At 47.6% G+C, this 21,912-nt stretch carries 24 protein-coding genes and 1 pseudogene; 18 read left to right on the forward strand and 7 right to left on the reverse strand.

Features of this window, described 5'->3' with window-relative positions:
* Positions 1 to 12: 12 nt before the first annotated feature.
* From F3H97_RS03915 to hisIE, 9 genes and pseudogenes are all read left to right on the forward strand, one after another.
* On the forward strand, positions 13 to 936 hold the full coding sequence (locus F3H97_RS03915) for an ATP phosphoribosyltransferase regulatory subunit (RefSeq protein WP_159562165.1): 924 nt from the start codon (positions 13 to 15) through the stop codon (positions 934 to 936).
* Positions 933 to 1,541, forward strand: a complete 609-nt coding sequence (hisG, locus tag F3H97_RS03920; protein WP_196430599.1) for an ATP phosphoribosyltransferase — start codon at positions 933 to 935, stop codon at positions 1,539 to 1,541. Before F3H97_RS03915 ends, hisG begins: the two co-directional genes overlap by 4 nt.
* Positions 1,538 to 2,755: a histidinol dehydrogenase gene (gene hisD, locus F3H97_RS03925; RefSeq protein WP_196430600.1), complete on the forward strand. Its 1,218-nt coding sequence runs from the start codon at positions 1,538 to 1,540 to the stop codon at positions 2,753 to 2,755. The genes hisG and hisD overlap by 4 nt, the downstream gene beginning before the upstream one ends.
* Positions 2,752 to 3,768, forward strand: coding sequence for a pyridoxal phosphate-dependent aminotransferase (locus F3H97_RS03930; protein WP_196430601.1), 1,017 nt, complete (start codon positions 2,752 to 2,754; stop codon positions 3,766 to 3,768). The genes hisD and F3H97_RS03930 overlap by 4 nt, the downstream gene beginning before the upstream one ends.
* A complete protein-coding gene (hisB, locus tag F3H97_RS03935; RefSeq protein WP_196430602.1) occupies positions 3,755 to 4,342 on the forward strand; it encodes an imidazoleglycerol-phosphate dehydratase HisB in 588 nt (195 codons plus the stop codon). The genes F3H97_RS03930 and hisB overlap by 14 nt, the downstream gene beginning before the upstream one ends.
* The gene (gene hisH / locus F3H97_RS03940) at positions 4,339 to 4,926 is read left to right on the forward strand and encodes an imidazole glycerol phosphate synthase subunit HisH (protein WP_078146782.1); all 588 of its coding nucleotides are present in this window, start codon (positions 4,339 to 4,341) and stop codon (positions 4,924 to 4,926) included. Before hisB ends, hisH begins: the two co-directional genes overlap by 4 nt.
* Positions 4,904 to 5,617 carry a 1-(5-phosphoribosyl)-5-[(5-phosphoribosylamino)methylideneamino]imidazole-4-carboxamide isomerase gene (gene hisA, locus F3H97_RS03945; protein ID WP_031423919.1) on the forward strand — a complete coding sequence of 238 codons (714 nt, stop codon included), beginning with the start codon at positions 4,904 to 4,906 and terminating at the stop codon, positions 5,615 to 5,617. The genes hisH and hisA overlap by 23 nt, the downstream gene beginning before the upstream one ends.
* Positions 5,610 to 6,377 carry an imidazole glycerol phosphate synthase subunit HisF gene (gene hisF / locus F3H97_RS03950; RefSeq protein WP_196430603.1) on the forward strand — a complete coding sequence of 256 codons (768 nt, stop codon included), beginning with the start codon at positions 5,610 to 5,612 and terminating at the stop codon, positions 6,375 to 6,377. Before hisA ends, hisF begins: the two co-directional genes overlap by 8 nt.
* Positions 6,326 to 6,963 (forward strand): annotated as a pseudogene (gene hisIE, locus F3H97_RS15020) (bifunctional phosphoribosyl-AMP cyclohydrolase/phosphoribosyl-ATP diphosphatase HisIE). Before hisF ends, hisIE begins: the two are co-directional and overlap by 52 nt.
* Positions 6,964 to 7,001: 38 nt before the next feature.
* Here hisIE and F3H97_RS03965 read toward each other — a convergent pair.
* Entirely contained in the window at positions 7,002 to 7,925 is a 924-nt protein-coding gene (locus F3H97_RS03965) for a DUF7916 family protein (protein ID WP_196430605.1), read from the reverse strand.
* An 85-nt stretch (positions 7,926 to 8,010) separates the two neighbouring features.
* Between F3H97_RS03965 and F3H97_RS03970 the strand changes: the two genes are divergently transcribed.
* Positions 8,011 to 8,565 carry a maltose acetyltransferase domain-containing protein gene (locus tag F3H97_RS03970; protein WP_304999660.1) on the forward strand — a complete coding sequence of 185 codons (555 nt, stop codon included), beginning with the start codon at positions 8,011 to 8,013 and terminating at the stop codon, positions 8,563 to 8,565.
* Positions 8,566 to 8,587: 22 nt separating this feature from the next.
* On the opposite strand, the gene F3H97_RS03975 is transcribed toward F3H97_RS03970, so the two are convergent.
* The 6 genes from F3H97_RS03975 to F3H97_RS04000 all read right to left on the reverse strand — a co-directional run bounded on the left by F3H97_RS03975 (position 8,588) and on the right by F3H97_RS04000 (position 12,572).
* Entirely contained in the window at positions 8,588 to 9,601 is a 1,014-nt protein-coding gene (locus tag F3H97_RS03975) for a pyridoxal phosphate-dependent aminotransferase (protein ID WP_196430607.1), read from the reverse strand.
* Positions 9,598 to 10,365, reverse strand: a complete 768-nt coding sequence (locus tag F3H97_RS03980) for a transporter substrate-binding domain-containing protein (RefSeq protein WP_196430608.1) — start codon at positions 10,363 to 10,365, stop codon at positions 9,598 to 9,600. The genes F3H97_RS03975 and F3H97_RS03980 overlap by 4 nt, the downstream gene beginning before the upstream one ends.
* Before the next feature lie 124 nt (positions 10,366 to 10,489).
* Positions 10,490 to 10,999 carry a P-loop nucleotide/nucleoside kinase family protein gene (locus F3H97_RS03985; RefSeq protein ID WP_255541904.1) on the reverse strand — a complete coding sequence of 170 codons (510 nt, stop codon included), beginning with the start codon at positions 10,997 to 10,999 and terminating at the stop codon, positions 10,490 to 10,492.
* A gap of 164 nt (positions 11,000 to 11,163) precedes the next feature.
* Positions 11,164 to 11,514 carry a VOC family protein gene (locus F3H97_RS03990; protein WP_196430610.1) on the reverse strand — a complete coding sequence of 117 codons (351 nt, stop codon included), beginning with the start codon at positions 11,512 to 11,514 and terminating at the stop codon, positions 11,164 to 11,166.
* Positions 11,511 to 12,032 (reverse strand): DNA topology modulation protein, encoded by a 522-nt coding sequence (locus tag F3H97_RS03995; protein WP_196431835.1) that lies wholly within the window; start codon positions 12,030 to 12,032, stop codon positions 11,511 to 11,513. Before F3H97_RS03995 ends, F3H97_RS03990 begins: the two co-directional genes overlap by 4 nt.
* 39 nt (positions 12,033 to 12,071) lie before the next feature.
* Positions 12,072 to 12,572, reverse strand: a complete 501-nt coding sequence (locus F3H97_RS04000; RefSeq protein ID WP_196430611.1) for a hypothetical protein — start codon at positions 12,570 to 12,572, stop codon at positions 12,072 to 12,074.
* A 137-nt stretch (positions 12,573 to 12,709) separates the two neighbouring features.
* Between F3H97_RS04000 and F3H97_RS04005 the strand changes: the two genes are divergently transcribed.
* From F3H97_RS04005 to F3H97_RS04040, 8 genes are all read left to right on the forward strand, one after another.
* Positions 12,710 to 14,176 carry a phytoene desaturase family protein gene (locus F3H97_RS04005; RefSeq protein ID WP_196430612.1) on the forward strand — a complete coding sequence of 489 codons (1,467 nt, stop codon included), beginning with the start codon at positions 12,710 to 12,712 and terminating at the stop codon, positions 14,174 to 14,176.
* 11 nt (positions 14,177 to 14,187) lie between these two features.
* Positions 14,188 to 14,646 (forward strand): GNAT family N-acetyltransferase, encoded by a 459-nt coding sequence (locus tag F3H97_RS04010; RefSeq protein ID WP_196430613.1) that lies wholly within the window; start codon positions 14,188 to 14,190, stop codon positions 14,644 to 14,646.
* A 58-nt stretch (positions 14,647 to 14,704) separates the two neighbouring features.
* Positions 14,705 to 15,136, forward strand: coding sequence for a YlbF/YmcA family competence regulator (locus F3H97_RS04015; RefSeq protein ID WP_012726155.1), 432 nt, complete (start codon positions 14,705 to 14,707; stop codon positions 15,134 to 15,136).
* A 53-nt stretch (positions 15,137 to 15,189) separates the two neighbouring features.
* Positions 15,190 to 17,718 carry a DNA mismatch repair protein MutS gene (mutS, locus tag F3H97_RS04020; protein ID WP_196430614.1) on the forward strand — a complete coding sequence of 843 codons (2,529 nt, stop codon included), beginning with the start codon at positions 15,190 to 15,192 and terminating at the stop codon, positions 17,716 to 17,718.
* Between the two features lie 4 nt (positions 17,719 to 17,722).
* Positions 17,723 to 19,540, forward strand: coding sequence for a DNA mismatch repair endonuclease MutL (gene mutL, locus F3H97_RS04025; protein WP_196430615.1), 1,818 nt, complete (start codon positions 17,723 to 17,725; stop codon positions 19,538 to 19,540).
* A gap of 165 nt (positions 19,541 to 19,705) precedes the next feature.
* A complete protein-coding gene (locus tag F3H97_RS04030; RefSeq protein ID WP_196430616.1) occupies positions 19,706 to 20,353 on the forward strand; it encodes a 50S ribosomal protein L25/general stress protein Ctc in 648 nt (215 codons plus the stop codon).
* Between the two features lie 497 nt (positions 20,354 to 20,850).
* Positions 20,851 to 21,309 (forward strand): hypothetical protein, encoded by a 459-nt coding sequence (locus tag F3H97_RS04035; RefSeq protein WP_196430617.1) that lies wholly within the window; start codon positions 20,851 to 20,853, stop codon positions 21,307 to 21,309.
* 159 nt (positions 21,310 to 21,468) lie between these two features.
* The gene (locus F3H97_RS04040) at positions 21,469 to 21,753 is read left to right on the forward strand and encodes a barstar family protein (protein WP_196430618.1); all 285 of its coding nucleotides are present in this window, start codon (positions 21,469 to 21,471) and stop codon (positions 21,751 to 21,753) included.
* Positions 21,754 to 21,912 lie beyond the last annotated feature (159 nt).

Genomic DNA, 21,912 nt, shown 5'->3' on the forward strand with positions numbered 1-21,912 from the left:
AGGGTGGTTATGATGATTTGGTCAAATTCAAAAGGTTCGATTCCAGAAGGCTGGTATGAACTTCAATCAGGAGATGTCATCCGTCCAAAACGATGGATGTTGTCATTTTTAGAGAAGGCAGAGTCGAGCGGCTACGCAGTCATCGATCCACCGCTTCTCGAATACTATTCACATTATCAAAATTTAGCGCTCTTTGACGAGTCAGCCTATTATCGATTGTTCGGGAACGACGGGGAACTTCTCGTCATGCGCCCTGACTATACACTACAAATCGCAAGAAAGTTAGCAGACGGTCATGAACCGATGCGTGTCGCTTACGCTGGTGCCGTCTATCGTCGGACGGTCAAACATTCCGGACAACCCCACGAACGGCAACAGCTTGGACTTGAATGGGTCGATGGCGAAGAGAAGGACAGTCATCTGATTGAGTCCTTTCTCGATATGACGGAAGGAGTCCTGCCTACCGAACGTTTGACCATCAAAATCGGGTCAGCAGCCGTCATCTCGCTCATCGCGAAAGAGACAGGGATTCAGGAACGGACATTCCGAAAAATCTTAGCACTTCGAAACTTAGAATCATTACGTGAATTAGCAGAGACGTATCGCTATCCGTTGATTGCGAAGCTGCCCTTTTTAATTGGGAATTCTGCACTCGAAGAATTACGGTCTGAGGCACCAGAGTCTTTAAAAGAAGCCATCGGTGAAGTGGACGAGGCGGTACAACACTTACGTACTATTGGTTTAGAGGTGTCTTACGACTTCGGTCAAACGGGAGACTTTGATTACTATTCAGGATTGACCGTGACGGGAAGTGTTGAAGGCAAGCGTGTCCTTTCAGGAGGACGATATGATTCACTGTATGGACATTTTGGACACTCGAGACGAGCGTTCGGCATGTCGCTCGATTTAGAACAGTTAGATGAGGTGATCAAATGAAAGTAGCGGTCGCGAAAGGTCGGATTGAAAAAGCAGCCCGTCAATTTTTTGTCGAACGTGACTTACCCGTATGGCCAGAGAAGCGGGGACGTGAGTTGACGGTACAAGCAGGAAATCATGAATTCATTTTCGTCAAAGGGGACGACGTCTATAAATATGTGATGCATGGAGCGGCTGATGTCGGCATTGTCGGCGGTGATATTTTACGAGAAAAAACGCCAGGCGTACTCGAAGTCGTCGATTTACCGTTCGGTCGCTGTCGAATGGCCGTCTGTGGTCCAAAAGTTCGACGCAACGGCACAAAGAAATTGAAAGTGGCGAGTAAATATCCGAATATCGCCATATCACACTTTGCATCGAAGCGACAAAACGTAGAAGTCATCGCGTTGAACGGGTCGGTCGAACTGGCTCCGTTAACGGGACTCGCTGATTGCATCGTCGACATCGTCGAGACAGGCGCGACGTTGGCTGCAAACGACTTGGAAGAATACGAGACGATTTTTTCAATCAATGCAAAATTCATCACGAGTGAGACAGCTTTAGCGGAACAGCCTGACGAATTGAAGACCTGGATTCGAAAGATGAGTCAGGAGGAGAACGTATGAGTACAGAAACGAATCGCTCAAGGCGCGAAGCTTGGGCCGAAGCCGTGAAACCGATCGTGGAATCGATCGAGGCCCGCGGAGACGAAGCGCTGCTTGAGTGGACGAAACAATTCGACGGGGTCGACCGAATTGAATCGGTCGATTTGGCCATCTTTAATCCGCCAGCTGAGTATGCTGAATTGACAGAGGCGCTTACATTAGCGGCGGAACGGATTCGTGCATTTCACGCGCGTCAAGTCCGACAAGACGATGTGTTCGAAGATACGATGTTCCGACTTGGGAGACGCTATATGCCACTTGATTCGGTCGGAGTTTATGTACCGGGTGGGACTGCCGTCTATCCGTCGAGCGTCCTCATGAACATCATTCCGGCGAAAGTAGCTGGCGTTAAACGAGTCGTCATGGTCACCCCACCAAAAGCAGATGGGATTGATATTTCCCTCTTGATTGCAGCAAAAATCGCAGGTGCCGATGAGTGTTTTCTGGTCGGTGGAGCCCAAGCCGTGGCAGCACTCGCATACGGGACGGAAACGATTCGTCCGGTTGATAAGATTGTCGGCCCAGGAAATGCATATGTCGCGACGGCGAAGGCACTCGTCTCACACATCGTGGGAATCGACTCGGTCGCGGGACCGTCCGAAGTGTTGATCATTGCCGATGAGACGGCGAACCCGAAGTGGGTTGCCGCCGACCTGCTCGCACAAGCGGAACATGACGTCGAGGCGACTGCGATTGCGCTTGTCACGTCAGAAACACTCAGCAACCAAATCGAGCAAGAACTTGAGCGACAATTAGTGCTATTACCACGCCAGGACATTGCGAGAGAATCGTTGAAGCGTGGCGGCGTCTTGTACCGGACAATCGAGGATGCAATCGAGTACGCGAATACGATGGCCGCGGAGCACGTCCAGTTGGCCGTCAAAGATCCTGAGGTGTTGATGCGGGCGATCCGTCACGGTGGTTCGTTCTTCCTCGGACATGAGGCAGCCGAAGCATTTGGAGACTATATCGCTGGACCGAACCACGTCTTGCCGACGAGCGGGACGGCCCGCTTCTCTAGTGGACTATCGGTCGATGATTTTTATCGCCGTCAGACGTTCCTTGAGATGACAGAACTTGATGAGACGATTACAAAGGCAGCGATTCGAATCGCCAAACAAGAACTATTAGAAGGACACGCCCGTGCGATGGCTGTTCGGATGGAGGACATATGAGACGAAATTATCAAAATATCCCACGCTATGTACCTCATGCCGCTTCGGGATATGCGCTCAATCAAAATGAAAGCCAATATCCGTTACCAGAACGTCTCGAACGAGCTATTCGAGACGTATCACTCGAGGCACTCAGCCGTTACCCAGTCGAAGAATTGCTCGCTTTAAAAGCGAGCTATGCTGACTATGCGGGAGTCGAGCCGACGCAACTCATGGTCGGCAGCGGGAGCGATGAGCTATTGGCCATCTTGAGTCAGGCGATTTTGGATACGGAAGACCGTGTGGTCGCACCGGCCCCAGACTTTTCGATGTATGGCATCTATACACAAATTGCCAGAGGGCATTTCACACAACCGGACGAACAGGGTTTGCGTTACGAGACGTTGACTGAGGTCATTCGAACAACAGACCCTAAACTCGTCTTGATCTCGAATCCGAATAACCCGACCGGAAAGATGTGGACACTAGACGAATTGTCTGACATTGCGACACGTGTACCGTACCTCGTCGTGGATGAAGCGTATATTGATTTCACAATGAAGGACTCATTTGTGTCTCGCTTGAACGAATATTCGAACGTCATCATCTTACGGACGTTATCGAAGGCGTTCGGTCTAGCGAACCTCCGGATTGGTTTCATGATTGCATCTGAAGAAATCATCGAACAGATTGACCGCTTCCGTTCGCCATTCAATGTCAGTGGTCTCAGTGCCGCTGTCGCCAACGTCGTCTTACGAGATGAATCTTATATTCAAGAGTCGATTCAGTTCCATGCGGCGCAACGTGAGAAGTTAACGGAGTTGTTACGACCAGTCGGTGAGATTTTACCGAGCCGTGCCAACTTCATTTATGTCAAAACGGATGATAGTGAAGGATGGGCATCCCGCTTCCTTGATAAAGGGGTCCATGTACGTGCTTTTCCCGATGGACTACGTGTCAGTGCAGGGACAGACGAGGCGTATGCCTTGATCCGACAAACGATTGAAGAGGTGAATTCTGTTGAGAACAGCTGAACTAAAACGTGAAACGAAAGAAACGAATATTGACATTCGATTAAATCTAGACGGAACGGGTGAAAGCTCCATTCAAACGGGGGTCGGCTTCTTCGATCACATGTTGACGTTGCTCGCTTTTCACAGTCAGATGGATTTAGACGTGAAAGTCGAAGGCGATACGTGGGTCGATGCCCACCATACGGTCGAGGATGTCGGGATCGCACTCGGTCAGCTCATCGCCAAGTCACTCGGGGATAAAGTCGGAATTCGCCGCTACGGGTCGAGTTACATGCCAATGGATGAGACGCTAGCGCGAGCGGTCATTGATGTGTCAGGACGCCCATTTCTCGTCTATCAAGCGGATATTCACAATCCGAAGCTTGGTGACTTTGATACCGAACTCGCTGAGGAATTTTTCCGTGCCGTTGCCATGAATGGTCGACTCACACTTCACCTTTCTGTTCTGTACGGGTCGAACTCACATCACATGATTGAAGGGTTGTTCAAAGCGTTCGGACGAGCGCTTGCCGAAGCGGTCTCTAGCGATGGGACGAACCGTCTCCCTTCTACGAAAGGATGGATCGAAGGATGAAAGTAGCGGTCATCGATTATGGTATGGGAAACGTATTTAACGTCGAACGTGCGTTACAAGCCATCGGTTGCTACGTCGTGATCACGAACGATGCAAATCAAATTGAAGAGGCGGATGCCGTTTTACTTCCTGGGGTCGGTGCCTTCCCGCAAGCGATGCAATCGCTCGAACAGACGGGTCTTATCCCCCTATTGCAACAGATGGCGACGGAAAAGCCGTTTTTAGGGATCTGTCTTGGGATGCAGCTCTTGTTTGATTCGAGCACGGAAGGTATGCCGACAAAAGGTCTCGGGTTGATTCCGGGAACGGTCGAACGGATGCGAGCGAAGCGTCTCCCACACGTCGGATGGAACTCGATCCTTCGCGATGAGGATGTCTATTTTGTCCACTCTTACCATGCCGTGACGGCCGACGATTACATCGTGGCGGCAGCTGATTATATGGGTGAGAAAGTTCCGGCAATCGTTCAAAAAGGGCTCGTGACGGGCATGCAGTTCCACCCGGAAAAGAGCGGGACATTTGGTCTCAGCTTACTTCAAGAATGGAAGGAGGCGGTCGAGCGTGAGATTACTACCCGCCATTGATTTGATTGGAGGCAAGATCGTCCGTTTGACGGAAGGTGATTTTTCTACGGAAGAACAATACGGAGATCCGTATGAATTATTAAAAGCGTGGCAAGGGAAGGTCCCGATGATTCACTTGATTGATTTAGAAGGGGCCAAGGCAGGTGAGCCGCGTCATTTAGACGTTGTCCGTTATGCGAAGTCTCTAGGGTTCCTTGTCCAGACAGGAGGAGGAATTCGTTCAGAAGCCGCACTTGATGCGGTCATGGAAACCGGTGCGGATCGCGTCCTTTTAGGGACGAAGGCGTTTACGGATCCTGACTTTCTGGACAAGGCGATTGAAAAGTATGGCAAGCGAATCGCTGTGGCACTCGATGCCTATGACGGGAAGGTCGCCATTAACGGATGGCAGGAAGCGACAAAACTCGATGACATCTCGGTCGCACAAGACCTTGTCAAACGGGGTATCGAGACGATTCTATATACCGATATCGGATCCGATGGGAAACTGAATGGACCGAACGTTTCTCGCATGAAGGCGTTACGTCAAATCGTCAACGTCACATTGATCGCCTCAGGCGGTGTGACGACTGAAGAGGACGTAAAGGAACTGAAGATGGCGAAAATTGATGAGGCTGTCGTCGGGAAAGCACTTCTGTCCGGTAAGGTGAGCATCGAGGAACTGATTGAATGGGAGGCGCGATATGCTTAAACGCAGAATTATTCCATGTCTTGACGTGAAAGAAGGTCGTGTCGTCAAAGGGATTGAGTTCGTACAATTACGAGACATCGGTGATCCGGTCGAAATCGCGAAATATTACGATGAGTCCGGAGCCGATGAACTTGTCTTTCTCGATATCACGGCAAGTACAGAACGTCGCCAGACGATGCTCGATGTCGTCAGTGCGGTGGCGCGGAAAGTATTCATCCCGCTGACGGTCGGTGGCGGGATTCGTTCACTCGAGGATATCTCGTCACTATTAAAAGCAGGGGCGGACAAAGTATCGTTAAACACGCTCGCTGTAGAATCCCCAAGTCTCATTCGTGAAGCGGCCGATCGTTTCGGTTCGCAATGTATCGTCGTCGCAATCGACGTAAAGTTTGAAGATGGCGAATATTATGTGTACACATATGGTGGAAAACAGAAGACGGACCTGTTGGCGGTCGAATGGGCGAAACAAGTGGCCGCGCTCGGGGCGGGTGAACTTCTTGTCACGTCCATGAACCAAGATGGAAAGCAGAGCGGTTATGACCTTTCGATTTTAGAACAACTTCGTGAAGTCGTCGACATTCCGATTATCGCATCCGGTGGGGCAGGCAATGCCGAGCACGTAGTCGAAGCGCTTGAGAAAGTCGATGCCGCATTACTTGCATCCATCTTACATGACCGAAAAACGACAGTAGAAGAGGTGAAGCACGTATGCACGAGTCACAACTTGCCGATGCGGTTCGTTTCGACGAAAATGGACTGATTCCCGCCATCATCGTCTCAGACGACGACGGGGCGGTCCTCATGCTCGGATATATGAATGATGAGGCAATCCGACAGACGCTTCGTGAACGGGTCGTCACGTTCTGGTCTCGTTCAAAAGGTCGGCTTTGGATGAAAGGCGAGACGAGCGGGAATACACTAGACGTCGTCAGCATCCACATCGACTGTGATCAGGATGCGCTTCTCGTTCGAGTTCATGCGAACGGCCCGACGTGTCATACCGGTAATCGAAGCTGTTTCTTTACGGAGGTGAACGTATGATTCATGAATTGGAACAATTGATTCGATCTAGAAAAAATGAACCGAAAGAAGGTTCGTATACGACTTATTTATTGGAACAAGGCGTTGAAAAAATCGCGAAAAAGTTCGGGGAAGAAGCGTTCGAGGTCGTCATTGCTGCTATGACGGATGAAGACTTGGTTGAAGAGTCAGCCGACCTTCTGTATCACTTACTCGTCTTGTTAGCAGCCAAAGGTGTTCGTTTAGAGGATGTGGAAGCGTTACTCGCCAAGCGTCACGGTACTACCACACCGGCGAAACCGCGTCGAGACGTCACGGAATGGTAAAAGAAAGAGGAAGGAGACGCGCTCCTTCCTCTTTTGTGTTACCGATTGACCGAGGCGGCCATGCGAATGTACGTATGGCGTCGTCCGCGAATCGCAATGGACAGTGCCTGAATGTTCTCTGGTACGGCAATTCCGGACAGTCCGGCGTCACCAATATGCACGATATCCGCTCCGCCTCGTTTTGAAGAGAGTGCGATCTCCCGAACGGTCTCGACATCTGCGCCTTCTTGTGACGTTCCGATCGCTGCTAACGTGAGAGCGCCGAGCACTTGCAATTCCTGAACGAGTTCGTGAAACGATTCTTCACGGACGCCAGGTACAGTGCCTGGAGCCGGAAGGAGGATGATATCTGCGCCAGCTTCGACGAAGCGGATATACGCGTCGCGGTCCAACACATTGCCTGCACCGGCTTGATGCATTTTCCCGGCAATAATGACCCCTGCGAATTCACGACGTGCTTGGATGATTGCTTGTTCGATTGCTTCATTCGTGACCCCGGTATTCGGATTGCCTGTCAAACAGACGAAGTCAATCCCGAGCTCCGATGCTTTTTGGAACGCTTCGATTGAAGCGAGTCTGCCTCGTTTTACTTCATTCATCTCGGACGACTTCTCTGAAAAATCAACAGGTTCCAAGTTGACTCCAATTGGCAATCCAATCAGTCGTTTTAGTTCGAGAATAGGATGATCGCTCATCTCATCACCCGGCATCTCCCCGAATAACGCATGACTTTCAAGTCCTTTAATGTAAGGATGAAACACATCGATCATGTTCAATAAAATCAAGTCGGCACCGAATGCTCGCGCTAGTTCTGCGTTCGTCACTTCTGGATACAGCGGTTGCACCGTCGGGATGACCTCGGCCATGACCGTTCGACCTTCTGCTTTTCGAATCGAATCGACTAAATCTTGACGATTAAACGTGATAAAATCACTTGCTCGACATTCCAGTATTCGTTTCATGTGATCTGCCTCCTTCTGCTCATCCTTGTCTCTATTCCCTAAACCCTTGAAAAATCCTCTATACTAATTTTAAGGAGGGATTATGATGTCGGAAAAAGAAAAGATGATTCGTGGTGAACTGTATTTAGCTGGTGATGAAACGCTCGTTGCAGATCGGAAGCATGCCCGGAGATTAACTGAACAATTCAATCGTTCTGGAATCGATGATTTGGAAGAACGAAAAGAAATTCTTGGTGCGTTACTCGGATCGACGAAAGGGTCGTATTATATCGAGCCGAACTTCAAATGCGATTATGGGTATAACATCCACTTAGGAGATCGATTCTATGCGAATTTTGACTGTGTCTTCCTAGACATTTGTCCCATCACGTTTGGGAATGACTGCATGCTCGCACCGGGTGTACATATTTATACGGCGACACATCCGATCGATCCGATCGATCGGATCTCAGGATATGAGTTCGGGAAGCCGGTGACCATCGGCGACCGCGTGTGGATCGGTGGAGGGGCGATTATCAATCCCGGTGTGACGATTGGGGATGAGGCCGTCGTCGCATCCGGTGCGGTCGTCACAAAAGATGTGCCATCTCGAACAGTCGTCGGAGGAAATCCGGCACGTGTGATCAAGACGATCGACTGACAAAAACTCCTGAACGTGTGGTTCAGGAGTTTTTGACATGACTTGATTGCTTGTATTTCTGAATAGCTGTATATGCAAGATGAAGCGCCGTCTCATCACCAATCGTCACCCGAATCCCCGTAGGTTGTTTCGACGTGTGTATGTTCAAGTCGGTCAAATGGGCCCACACTGCTTCAGGTTGTTCTAACTCGATATACAAGAAGTTTGTCGATGCAGGGAGGACATGACCGATGGATTCAAAGGCTTGCGCCCACTTTTGACGCATCTCGTCATGCCATTCGATTGTTTCTTGAAGATAAGTAGCATCTTTTAAGAAGATATTGCAAATCTTCGCGCTCACCCCGCTAATGTTAAATGGAGGTATGAATTGACGGAAGTAATGTGCGAGCTCGCTATTCGTCACCATGAATCCGATTCGTACGTTTGCCAATCCGAACGCTTTTGACATCGTGCGAAGGACGATGAGATTCGGATGGTTCGCAATAAACGGGATCATGCTGTCATTCGGTGTGAAGTCCATATACGCCTCATCCACCACAAGGTAAGGAACGAGTGAGGCGAGATGCGTCAACTCTTCTACGGTCCACAGCTTTCCGGTTGGATTGTTCGGATTCGATAGGAGAAGAAGTTTTGGATGATGCGTCTCAATCGCCTTTACCATTCCTTCATACGATAAATTAACGGCTTGAACATGATGACCGTGTGCGATGGTCGTGAAGATTGGATACATCGAAAAGTCAGGTGCCGGAGACAAGACGATATCATGTGGTGCGAGCAATGCTTGCGTCACGACATGAATCATCTCATCACTCCCACAACCGACTAGTAATTGCTCGGGTGTGACGCCAACGTACGCAGCGTAGCGTTCAAACAATTCATTGATCGGTTCGACCGGATATTCGTGTAAGTCATGATACGTCAACGAATCAAGCTGACTCTTGATACGGTCAGGTAACGGGAACTGACTTTCATTTTGATTTAACCGATGTCCCGTCGGATAAACGACGGGGTAGATCGGTAGCTCGACTTGTCTCATTCAGTTGGCTCCATTGAGAACCATTTTTTCACCAATTCATCGATTTCACCTGACTCCATCATCTTGTTCAACTCTTCGTTGAACTGGTTTCGTAACTCATCATCTAATTTGAAGGCAGCAGCCGATCCTTTTTCGCCATCTTCTTTCAAAGCGAATGTATAGAGGCTGTCATCTTGGTCTAAATACTTTTGTGCGACTGTATCTTCGATGACCATTGCATCGATTCGACCTGTGTTCAACTCTTGAACGATTTCAGGAATTTTGTTCAACGATACAAGTTCAGCGTCTGGAGCTTGTTCTTTGGCGATATTTTCTTGAATCGAAGCCGTTTGGACGCCGATTTTCTTACCAGATAAATCTTCGATTGCCTGAAGTGACTCGTCTTTTGTCATGATCAAGTTTGTCGCGGACAGATAGATGTCTGAGAAATCGGCATTCTCTTTACGCTCTTCTGTTGGCGTCATCCCGGCCATGACGAAGTCGACACGTCCGCTATTCAAGGCCCCAAGTAAACTACCGAAGTCCATATCTTCAATCTTCAATTCGTAACCGAGACGTTCTGTGATTGTCTCCGCGATTTCAATATCAAATCCGACAATCGCATCCCCATTTGCCGTATCGACAAATTCATATGGGAAGTAGTCGGCGCTCGTCCCCATGACGAGCGTTTTTTGCTCTGTCGCTTCACCTTCTGTTTCTTGACTACATGCACCAAGTAATGCCGCGCTCATCATGAGCGTAACTGCTAATAACCATTTTTTCATAACTGTATAATGCCTCCCTGTTGTAGATGAGACTAAGTGTATATGCATAATTATTAATTGTAAAGAATAAAAATACAAAAAATATTAAAAAAAGAACCACTTTCGTTATGAAAGCGTTCTCTTATTAGTTTTTCTTAAGATAAGACATGATTTGCTCGATTGGAATCTCTCTATTGTCCATCGTATAGGTTTGTAAGTAGTGATGGTTTGTAGGCCGTTTGCAGTGCTCATTCATCATTGACCAATTTTTATATGAAACTTGATCAATTTGACTCGGTCGTCTGACACGGTTTCGAAGTCGTGCGTTAATTTCTTCGTGATCTTCATGACGACACTCGATATAACGATAAGTCGCTCCGTACTTGGTGCAAATCGCTATCCCTTTATCGAGCATTTCGTCATAGAGACATGGACTGTCGAGAATGACGTTTTGTCCAAGTGATAGGTGATACTCGACGAGGGACCAATCGACATCATAAGCCATCTTCCCGATTTCTCCATCCGAGAAATTGCCAATAGGAAGCGTATGGAGTAGGGCGGTCTTTGAGACATCATGATCGATGACGACCGCGTGTACATGTTGGATGATTCGTTTAGCCAATGTGGATTTTCCTGATCCAGGTGTTCCAGACATTTGAAGAAAAAACAGATGATCACCTCACATCTAATAAGTGGGAGTAAATCTTTTTACTCATATAACTTGATTTAATTGTTATACTGGCTCAGTTCTTCCAGGTAGACTTTGATACAATCGACTTGAATAACCTGATATGTCTGAATTAATGGTTGGATCCGATTTTAGCATTTGCATACCATGATGACATTTCCATCAAGATCTTTAAAATTGAACCAATGTTCGTGCTCGATGGGTGTGATGACATCAATGTCGTGTTGAGTCATATAAGAATAAGCTTGATGAATATCGTGCGTATTTAAGTGAAACAGCGGTGTCTGGATGATGTTCTCTGTTGAGTAGATTTTGCTGTCTAAAACGAGGTTAGTACCCTCTAATGGAATGACATATAAATGGTCGAATAAGATCTCTCCTTTTGTTGAAAGATCAAATAAATCACAATACCAGTCACGCGCTTTTTGAATATCACTTACCGGAATGAAAATGGTACCGATTTTGTGAAGGATAGGGTTCATAGAAACTCCTGCCTTTTCATTTGATTAATAAATTTTTGAACATCTTTCTGAGATTTTAAGACAATGATCTGTTTCTCGTGAGAATATTGTTCGATTCGTTTGACCATCTCAGGCCGTTGAACGGCAGGAAAATTCCAAACCCACTTAAGGAATGCGAAGTCGAGCTTTTCCTCACATGATGCGCCCATATCCGGTCGCGTCGTACCACGATATCGGACGACTCGCTTGAGGACACGATATACACAGACGATGCGTGGAAGGTCGATCAAAATGACGGTGTCCGCTGACTGCAATCGTAAATCAAGCGTATTCCCGAAGTTTCCATCGATGATCCATTTATCTTTCTTCACGAGTTGTTGTTGGATGTCGATTCGTTCATCTCTCGGTGCCATCACCCATCCCGGTCTCCACATGAGGGCATCCAAATGATAGACATCGAGATGTAATCGTTCACCGAGTTGACGGGCGAGTGTGGATTTCCCCGCACCACCAGAACCGATGATCATGATGCGTTTCATATTTAGATTGCTATCAATCGTTAAGCTGTTCATCTACTCTTATTCATCCTCCAATACAATCCATTTCTTCAATTGACCGTCCTCTTCGTAAATGACCCGGACACCCATCTGTCCGATAACAAGACGTTGTTCCGAACTGAACACGACAATTGGATAGTCTGTCGATACCGGTTTATCTGTCTCAAAGATTGGGCTATGGGCCTGCATCGCGTAATAGCCGTCCGATCTCGTGTTGGCTGCCCCTGCATCAATCTGAGTCACATGTTCAAATCCTCTCAGTCTGAGCACATAACTATAAGACGTTCTCGCCCCTTGTTCGAGACGCCATTCTTCGATGGTGGCTGATTTGTCGTCCAGGGTTCGTTCTTCTAGCACTTTTTGTGCCGTATACTCTTTTTCGTAAGGAATCATCTCTTGAATGCTGACGACGGTCATCGTCGCGAGTTTGAGCGATTCCTCGGAAGGCGGTGTAATCAGTATACCAATAAAAATGAGGATGGGAATCAACAAATAGACCATGACACGACTACGCATTTTCATCACCTTACCTTTTTAGATGTAAACTATTTCTGCATAAGAGAATGGGAACCCTTTAAAAGACATCCCGAATCTCTAAAACCGATTCATTTCTTCAATTTTTTAAAGGAGCGGGTATGATACAGAGAGGAGGGATGTTCATGAAAATCGGGGTCATTGGTGGGGGCGTTGCGGGATTGACGGCAGCTGCGCTCGCGCAACAAGAAGGACATGACGTAACCGTCTTTGAAGCGTCACGTGAATGGGGCGGATGTGCCGGTAAGTTTCAACGTGGGGACTACTTGTTTCCCGCTGGTGCGACACTAGGAATGGGATTTGAACGAGGAGGAGTCCATCAGCGTGTCCTTCAGAAATTGGGAGAATCAATCGAGGTCACCTTACTTGATGAAGTGATGGACATTCATCTTCATGACGTCGCCGTCACCTACTATCGCGACCGCAAACATCTACTCGAAGAGCTTAGTCGCACTTTCCCTGAGAACAGTCAGGCGATTCATGCATTCTATCGTGAAGTGTGGGGCGATTTTGAGAAGATTCGTCCGTTGTTTCAGCAGTTGCCCGCTCTTCCACTTCGCACGGTCTCGGATATGATCTATGCACTAAAAGGATTCCGGCCGAATCAAATCACAGCGCTAATGAAACTCCAGCGTCCACTCGGCGACACGTTGGCCCGTCATGGACTAAGCGGTACAATGTTCGAGCGATTTATCGATGGCGTTCTGCTCGACAGTTTGCAGACCGGTGCGAAAGAAGCGAGTCATTTACTTGGTGCAGTGGCACTGTCGGTCTATCACGAGGGAGCGTACTATGTTGAAGGTGGACTGTATCAATTGGCTCATGCGTTAGAGCGCGCCGTTCGAGCATTTGGTGGCGAAACGAAATTAGGGAGGGACGTCCAATCCATCGAACAGGTGACGGATGGATGGCTCATCACCGATCGAAGAGGACGACTTGAACTAGTCGATGTCATTGTTTCCGCCATTCCGATTGAGCGGACGAGCGAACTTCTGAGAGGACAGGAACAAAGACGCTTCAAACGACAGTATCGCAGACAGTTGAAGCAGTCACAATGGGGCACGTTCAGTCTGTACCTCGTCTTACCTGAGGATGTGTGTCGACAGAAACCGCTGTTTCAACAAATCTATCACGAGCGATTACCGAGCGGGCATGCGTTCATCTCCATGTCCGCGCCAGACGACGTGTTACGGACAGAACGACCGGAACGAACCATCACGGTATCTACACATATCGATTTATCGGAATGGCAAGATTGGAAAGACCGGGCGGCATATGAGAAACTAGAAAAAGATTGGACCAATCGTCTCGTCGACGTTGTCGCGACTGCATTTCCTGCGTGGAATCGCGAGTCGTCACTTCTCCTTCCCGGTGCACCCGGGGCATGGGTGAAGTATACGAAGCGACCGCATGGGACAGTCGGAGGTTATGCGCAGACTCCTAGCCAGGCGCTCTTTCGCGCTGCGAGTTATCGCACCGACTTGCCGAACTTTTTTGTGTGCGGGGATACCGTATTTCCAGGAGCGGGGACGATTGGCGCGATGACGAGCGGATTACATGTCGCTCGAGCACTCGGGGTGACGACTGATTAGGGGGAATAATGATGAAGAAAAAAGCATTTGATGAACTGACAACGATTGAGTTGTATCGCTTACTGGCGTTACGAACTGAGATTTTCGTCGTCGAACAAAACTGTCCGTATCAAGAAATCGATGGAAATGATGAACAAGCCATCCATTATTGGATTGAAGAAGATGGAGAGATTGTCTCCGCCCTTCGCGTATTGACGGAAGCATCTCCGGTCGCCATCGGACGTGTCGTCACGAAAGCGACGCATCGAGGGAAAGGGTATTCCCGCCTCTTAATGGATGCGGCAATCAAAGATTTTGGACATGAGACGTTATACCTGCAAGCGCAGACGTATGTGGAACCTTTTTATGCCTCGTTTGGCTTCAAACGGACGAGTGATGTGTATCAAGAAGATAGTATTCCACATGTCGATATGTTACGTGAATCAACGAATCCCGCTAGTACCGTTTCGGAATCGTTCATGTTAGAATGAGAAAGAACATTCACGTGCTTTTGAGCACGATTACATTATAGACATAAAGGGGTTTACAATGGTGACCGATCAACAAGTAATTGCAAAAGCAAGAGAATTGGCAGACGTATTAGCACAAACACCAGAAGTGGCGCGTTTCAAAGAAGCGGAAGCGAAAGTAAACGGAAGTGACCGCGTACAGACTTTGATTAAACGAATCAAGTTCTTACAAAAAGAAGCCGTCAACTGTAAGCACTATGGCAAGACGGAAGCACTTGCGAAAGTCGAGCAAAAGATTGATAAAGCGATGGAAGAACTCGATTCAATTCCGGTCGTTCAAGCGTTCCAGGAAACACAAGTCGAAGTGAACGATTTGCTTCAATACGTGACGGTGACGCTCGCGAACTCCGTGACGGACCGTATCATCGAATCGACGGACGGAGACGTCCTTGCAGGGAAGACAGGGAGCGGCATGGCGGCTGAACAAGCACGCGGCGGCTGCGGATACTAAAACGACACAGCTGGCCGATGGTCAGCTGTTGTACTTTCTAGAGGTGAATCAACATGCAAGAAGTCCATCAGACACCAATGATGAAACAATATTTCTCTATCAAGGCCGACTATCCGGACGCCTTTTTATTCTATCGACTCGGCGACTTTTACGAGTTGTTTTTTGAAGATGCACAAATTGTTGCAAAAGAGTTAGAGCTCACGCTCACTTCTAAAAACGGAAAGCAGGCCGAGCATCCAATCCCGATGTGTGGCGTTCCGCATCATTCCGCAGCCATCTACATTGAACAATTGATTGAAAAAGGATTTAACGTCGCCATCTGTGAACAGACAGAAGACCCGAAAGCGACGAAGGGACTCGTGAAGCGGGAAGTCATCCAAGTGATCACGCCGGGTACATACATGGCGTCACTCAGTGAAAAAGAAAACCGATATCTCGTCGCCATCTCGGACGTCGCAGGGCGATTCGGAATTGCTCGCGGTGACGTCACGACCGGTGAGTCATGGTTGACGACACTCTCGTCAGAAGAAGCTGTGTTACGAGAAATCGAAGGATTGCTTCCGAACGAGGTCATCGTCGAGGATGAACGACTCGCTGATTTATTGCGACAGACCGGAATCCCACTTTCGATTCAAGTGGACAAGCGGAATAGCCCGCTCGCACAAGGTGCGAAAGACGAGGCACAACGCTCGGCGTTTGAATTGCTGTTTGCCTATTTGACGAAAACACAGAAACGTTCACTTGACCACTTGCAACCAGCAGTCGCCTATGAAGTTGAACAACACATGCAACTTGACGCCAATACGGCCCGAAATCTTGAATTGTTCCGTTCGGCTCGTTCCGGGGAACGGAAAGGGTCACTCCTTTCTCTCCTCGATGAGACGACGACGGCGATGGGCGGTCGATTGTTGAAACGTTGGCTTGAACAGCCACTTTATACGGAACAAGGCATCAAAGAGCGACAGGACGCCATTGAGAACTTAGTGGACGACTTCATGTTGCGCGATCAACTCCAAGAGGAGTTAAAGCGAGTCTACGATATCGAACGGCTTGTCGCGAAAGTCGGGTACGGGACGGCGAATGCGCGAGACCTTGTCCAATTACGCGACACACTCGAGCGGATGCCTTCTGTCCGGTCACTCTTACAGACGGTGAAAGCCGATCGCTTGCAGCAAATCGAACAGAATCTTGACTCGTTCGAGACATTGAGTGAACAGCTCCGGGCTGCCCTTGTCGATTCACCTCCGATTTCGACTAAAGAGGGCGGGATGATTCGTCATGGTTATTCGGATGAGCTCGATGAACTGTTAGAAGCGAAAGCGAACGGAAAATCGTGGATTGCCAACCTCGAGCAACAGGAACGCATCGCGACCGGCATCAAGTCGTTAAAGGTCGGGTATAACCGCGTATTTGGTTACTACTTGGAAGTGACGAAAGCGAATGCGAAGTTGCTTGAAGAAGGACGTTATGAGCGGAAACAGACGTTGACGAATGCGGAACGTTACATCACGCCAGAACTGAAAGAGAAGGAAGCCCTCATCTTAGGTGCGGAAGAGAAGAGCTGTACGCTCGAATATGACTTATTTGTCGCGCTCCGAGAAGAAGTGAAGACGTATACGAAGCCCCTTCAGCAGCTGGCTCGCTCACTCAGTGAATTAGATGTGCTCCTCGCTCTTGCCGTTGTGGCGGAGAAGCGGGAATACGTACGCCCGGTTACGACATCTCACGTCCAAATTGAACGTGGCCGTCACCCTGTCATTGAGACGGTCTTGCCGCGAGGCGAATATGTCGCCAATGACTTGACGCTTGACGACACACGTCAAATGTTGCTCATCACGGGTCCGAACATGTCCGGTAAATCGACGTACATGCGTCAATTTGCCTTGATCGCGATCCTTCATCAAATCGGTTCATTCGTCCCGGCAGAAGCGGCGGAACTTCCGCTCTTTGACCGTATCTTTACACGAATCGGTGCGGCGGACGATTTGGTGAGCGGACAGTCGACGTTCATGGTCGAGATGACCGAGACGCGCCAAGCCGTCACTGAGGCGACGGAACATAGTTTGATTTTATTAGATGAAATCGGTCGCGGGACGTCGACGTATGACGGAATGGCGCTCGCACAGGCAATCGTCGAATATATCGCCTCGTCAATCGGCGCGAAGACACTCTTCTCGACGCACTATCATGAACTGACAGTGCTCGAAGATTCGATTCCGACGCTCGAGAACGTCCATGTCCGGGCGATTGAACGGGATGGACGTGTCGTGTTCTTGCATGAAGTACATCCAGGACGTGCAGACAAATCATATGGGATTCATGTGGCAGAATTGGCCGAACTTCCGGATTCGTTGATCGACCGGGCCAGAACGATTCTGTCAGAACTCGAGTCGGAGGCGACGAAACCTGTTTTAAACGAGCAGGCTGTTCCACTCCCAGTGGAAGAAGTCAGCCAGTTGTCGTTGTTCGAGTCAACTGACGCTGTTCGAGAACAGCTACTCAAACTCGATTTATTGGCAATGAATCCAATCGAAGCGATGCAGGCGCTGTATGAACTGCAACAGACCGCAAAGAAAGGGTGAGTCGATGGGAATCATTCGAGAGTTACCTGAACAACTCGCGAACCGAATCGCAGCCGGGGAGGTCGTCGAGCGACCTGCTTCCGTCGTGAAAGAATTAGTCGAAAATGCGATTGACGCGGGAGCGACGAAAGTAGACGTCGACTTACAAGAGGCGGGCATCCGTCTAATCAAAGTGCGAGATAACGGGAATGGGTTCCATGAAGAAGACGCCGCCCGAGCCTTCTTACGACATGCGACGAGTAAAATCCGGGACGAGCACGACTTGTTCCGCATTCGGACGCTCGGCTTCCGTGGTGAGGCGCTCGCCTCGATCGCGTCGGTTAGTCACGTCTTGTTGAAATCAAAGCGAGCAGATGAGGATGGTTTTGAGATGACGCTTGAAGGTGGAGTCGTCAAGGCGACGAATCCGGCAGCTACGAACATCGGGACCGAGATCGCGGTTAGTCAGCTCTTCTTCAACACACCGGCCCGTCTGAAATATTTGAAGACGTCAGCAACGGAACTTGCGAGCATTACCGATACGTTGAACCGTTTAGCGCTGTCTCATCCGGAGATTCGATTCACGGTCTTTCATGAAGATAAAGAATTGTTGCGTACGAACGGGAATGGAGACTTGAAACAAGTGATACTTGCCATCTATGGTCGCCAAGTCGCCGCACAAATCGTCACGGCGTCGAGCAAGACGAACGATTATACGCTGAGCGCCCATCTCGTGCGACCGGAAGTGACCCGTTCGAACAAACAGTACGTGACTCTCATCTTAAACGGTCGAAGCATCAAAAACTTTGCACTGACCCAAAGCGTGCTTGAAGGCTACCATACGCTCTTACCGATCGGTCGTTATCCGATTGCCGTGCTCGAAGTGAAGATGGACCCGATGTTGATTGACGTGAACGTCCATCCGACGAAACGTGAAGTGCGTTTGTCGAAAGAAAAAGAACTATGCCAGCTCATCCGAGAGACCGTTCAATTGACACTCCGGGAACAACGTCTCATTCCGTCTGTGAAACAAGAACCGAAGCCGAAACGTGTGACACCTTCTGAACAGTCGAAACTCGACTTTTCGATGGAGCCCCAACCTAAACAGGCAGATCCGGTCGAGTGGAACTATCCGATTCCGAGAGAACGGAAGGAGACGCTCACGTCACCATCCCAGTGGAACCCGGCTCCGCTCGTTCATGAGCCGGAGGCAGAGATGCTCGAACCAGAACAGGTCGAGGAGTCTGTACGTCAGTCGGAGCGTTTACCGGCGTTAGACGTCATCGGGCAACTGCATTCGAGTTATATCATCTGTGGAGCGGAAGACGGGATGTACGTGATGGACCAACATGCCGCTCAGGAACGCATCAAGTATGAGTTGTTCTATGAGCAGTTAGGACGTCCGGAAAAAGAGTATCAGCTTCTGTTGATCCCCTTAACGTTAGAGTTCACGCAAGAAGAGACGCTCGCTATCGAAGAAGTGCTCCCGCTTCTAGCGGATGCAGGCATCACGTTAGAGCCGTTTGGGGGTAATACGTTCCTTGTCCGTGAGATTCCGACATGGTATCCGCAACATGACTTAGAGGGCACGATTCGTGATTTGGTGGAGATGGCCATTCAACAGCGGTCAATCGACATCGCGAAATATCGCGAAGAAGCATCAATCCTCATGGCGTGTAAACGATCGATCAAAGCGAATCATCCACTCAATATGGAGATGATGCGACAATTGATTGATGATTTGAGTCGTACGACGTCTCCGTTTACGTGTCCGCACGGGCGACCGATTCTCGTGAAATGGAGCACGTATGAGCTTGAGAAGTTATTTAAACGCGTTATGTAATCGTCTTGTTACCTTGTTTTAACACGATGTAACGTTTATTCAGCCGTCCTCATGGGAAAACTATACACATGTCACTCAACGCATCGAGGTTGAGAGGTGGCTTTTTCACTGCCTCACCCTCAAGATGTCGACATGAAATGTATATCCATGTAGGAGGAAAAGAAAATGACGAACAAACTTCAAGTATCAAAACGAGAATTACGCCCACGGTCACTGCGCACGAAGTTGCGTAAGGAAGGTAAAGCGTTAGGCGTCGTCTACGGCTACAAAGTAGACAGCACTCCAATCGTATTTGACGAGATGGACCTTCGTAAAATTCTTCGAGACCACGGTGACAATGCCTTGATTGAACTCCATTACGATGGAAATAAAATCAACACGCTCGTGCACGGATCGGAAACGGACCCGTTCACAAACTTCTATCAGCACGTCGAATTCATGGCCGTGAAGATGGATGAAGAGACAGAAGTTGAAGCGGATATCGTTCTTACTGGCGACGCGAAAGGCGTCAAAGAAGGCGGATATCTTGCCCAGTCACTTTATAAAGTGACGGTCGCTGCGACACCGGCCAACATCCCTGAACGCATCGAACTTGACGTGTCAGACCTCGAAATCGGTGACTCGGTGACGGTAGCGGATCTTCCAGAAGACAAATCGTACACGATTGTCTCTGAACCAGATATGCACATCGCCTCTGTGAATGAGCCGGTTGCAGAAGTTGAAGACGAAGAATCGGAAGAAGGTTCAACTGAAGGGGAAGCATCAGAAGCTTCTTCTGAAGAAGCTGAAGAATCGACTGAGGATAAAGAATAAGCAATTCAATTATAAAAGAGGAGCATCATCCCTAGATGGGGTGATGCTCCTTTGTTTATTAATCAACATTTTTTTTACGAACATTTTTAGAAATGTTGCAATATAGAAAAGTTTATCAAAATGGTGAGAATGTTATGGTTACCTATTTCTTATACATGGAATAAACAAGGCACTTAAAACTTAGATAGGTTGAATCGAAAGGGCTCATAATGTTAGGTGAAGGAATCTGTGATAATTAGAGAGAAAAACAAATTGAGGTATCTACAGACTCGATTATAATCATCTCGGGTGTCTTAAAGGCTATTCAGTTGATTGTGGTCTAGTTACTAAAAGAGGCGCCACGGTTCTATATGAGTTCTTTCGTACCTTATTTCGATTTATGTCTGCTATCGGCGGTATGACTTTGTTGTTAGATTTCTTCTCGACGAGTAGGGATTTAGACAGAATCAATCGGAAAAAGACAGATAGAATAGTTGAACTTAAGAAAGGGGATTATAATGTTTTCTAACGATTTAATTAAAGAATTTATAGAATTTCAAGAAGTTAATGGAGAAGAGTTTACTTGGTGGAGTTTCGTAAATTACAAATATAGTATTGAAGACGCTCTTTCTTTTTTAAAATTTTTCAATCCAGAAATAATCTGTCATGAGAACTGTTATTTTTTTAAAGACAGTTTATCTCTTAGTTCATATAAAGGTTGGAAAGAAGAATTTGGAGCAGATTTGTCTTCCATTGAAAAGATGGTAAATTTGTACGAGCCTAAAGATTTCTTCATTATTAATGAGAAAAATGATGTCGATAGTTATAGTAAAAATAATCAAATTGAAGCTTTTGCAGAGACTCTTTGTCAGCAATGGAAAATTAGCTTGCAAGAGAGGTATAATAATATTCCTTTCCAAGTCCAATTGATTCGAGATAATGGAGACTTATACATCACAATGTTCGTATTGCGATGAGTGTGTTTAATTGATTTATGACTGAGAATGTTGAGTGATAATAAGTAATGGCATAAATATTAGACACGAAAAACTCATTGGAACTTATTAAATGAATTTTTTCATAACTTAATGAATCTTAGATGATTAATAAGATAAATGCTGGAGATGAGACAATATATGTCGCATTTATATATCGATTTAAGTAACATTACTTCTTCATCGGAACTACATCAGTTATTAAAAGAAAGTCTTCATTTTCCTGATCATTACGGCGAAAATTGGGATGCCTTTTGGGATGTCATTACTGATGTGGATTTTATAACTTTTCCTGATCAAATCACTTTCATAGGATATTCTTTGCTTGAAACGAAGTTGAGTGAGGATGCTAAGTGTTTAAAAATGTGTTTAGAAGAGTATAACGAAGAACATTATGTTTCACATTGTCATTTTGTTTTCTTGTAATCTAATTTGCTTACTAATATATAAAGCTAGTCTATAAGAAAGTAACCATTTTACAATCACTAATTTTTCAATATAACTTTTATAGTCCCCGACCATCATAAGAATTAATAGAAAAAACAGCTGATTTAAATTACAAGGTCTTTAAACTGAAAAATCAAA

The organism is Exiguobacterium sp. SRB7LM (assembly GCF_015712685.1).
GTDB classification, from domain to species: domain Bacteria; phylum Bacillota; class Bacilli; order Exiguobacteriales; family Exiguobacteriaceae; genus Exiguobacterium; species Exiguobacterium profundum.

Bases quoted from the DNA above. Each gene is read 5' to 3' on its own strand.
- F3H97_RS03915 (WP_159562165.1), top strand. From the start codon at position 13: ATGATTTGGTCAAATTCAAAAGGTTCGATTCCAGAAGGCTGGTATGAA.
- hisG (WP_196430599.1), top strand. From the start codon at position 933: ATGAAAGTAGCGGTCGCGAAAGGTCGGATTGAAAAAGCAGCCCGTCAA.
- hisD (WP_196430600.1), top strand. From the start codon at position 1,538: ATGAGTACAGAAACGAATCGCTCAAGGCGCGAAGCTTGGGCCGAAGCC.
- F3H97_RS03930 (WP_196430601.1), top strand. From the start codon at position 2,752: ATGAGACGAAATTATCAAAATATCCCACGCTATGTACCTCATGCCGCT.
- hisH (WP_078146782.1), top strand. From the start codon at position 4,339: ATGAAAGTAGCGGTCATCGATTATGGTATGGGAAACGTATTTAACGTC.
- hisF (WP_196430603.1), top strand. From the start codon at position 5,610: ATGCTTAAACGCAGAATTATTCCATGTCTTGACGTGAAAGAAGGTCGT.
- F3H97_RS03965 (WP_196430605.1), bottom strand. From the start codon at position 7,925: ATGAAACGAATACTGGAATGTCGAGCAAGTGATTTTATCACGTTTAAT.
- F3H97_RS03970 (WP_304999660.1), top strand. From the start codon at position 8,011: ATGTCGGAAAAAGAAAAGATGATTCGTGGTGAACTGTATTTAGCTGGT.
- F3H97_RS03975 (WP_196430607.1), bottom strand. From the start codon at position 9,601: ATGAGACAAGTCGAGCTACCGATCTACCCCGTCGTTTATCCGACGGGA.
- F3H97_RS03980 (WP_196430608.1), bottom strand. From the start codon at position 10,365: ATGAAAAAATGGTTATTAGCAGTTACGCTCATGATGAGCGCGGCATTA.
- F3H97_RS03985 (WP_255541904.1), bottom strand. From the start codon at position 10,999: ATGTCTGGAACACCTGGATCAGGAAAATCCACATTGGCTAAACGAATC.
- F3H97_RS03990 (WP_196430610.1), bottom strand. From the start codon at position 11,514: ATGAACCCTATCCTTCACAAAATCGGTACCATTTTCATTCCGGTAAGT.
- F3H97_RS03995 (WP_196431835.1), bottom strand. From the start codon at position 12,032: ATGAAACGCATCATGATCATCGGTTCTGGTGGTGCGGGGAAATCCACA.
- F3H97_RS04000 (WP_196430611.1), bottom strand. From the start codon at position 12,572: ATGAAAATGCGTAGTCGTGTCATGGTCTATTTGTTGATTCCCATCCTC.
- F3H97_RS04005 (WP_196430612.1), top strand. From the start codon at position 12,710: ATGAAAATCGGGGTCATTGGTGGGGGCGTTGCGGGATTGACGGCAGCT.
- F3H97_RS04010 (WP_196430613.1), top strand. From the start codon at position 14,188: ATGAAGAAAAAAGCATTTGATGAACTGACAACGATTGAGTTGTATCGC.
- F3H97_RS04015 (WP_012726155.1), top strand. From the start codon at position 14,705: ATGGTGACCGATCAACAAGTAATTGCAAAAGCAAGAGAATTGGCAGAC.
- mutS (WP_196430614.1), top strand. From the start codon at position 15,190: ATGCAAGAAGTCCATCAGACACCAATGATGAAACAATATTTCTCTATC.
- mutL (WP_196430615.1), top strand. From the start codon at position 17,723: ATGGGAATCATTCGAGAGTTACCTGAACAACTCGCGAACCGAATCGCA.
- F3H97_RS04030 (WP_196430616.1), top strand. From the start codon at position 19,706: ATGACGAACAAACTTCAAGTATCAAAACGAGAATTACGCCCACGGTCA.
- F3H97_RS04035 (WP_196430617.1), top strand. From the start codon at position 20,851: ATGTTTTCTAACGATTTAATTAAAGAATTTATAGAATTTCAAGAAGTT.
- F3H97_RS04040 (WP_196430618.1), top strand. From the start codon at position 21,469: ATGTCGCATTTATATATCGATTTAAGTAACATTACTTCTTCATCGGAA.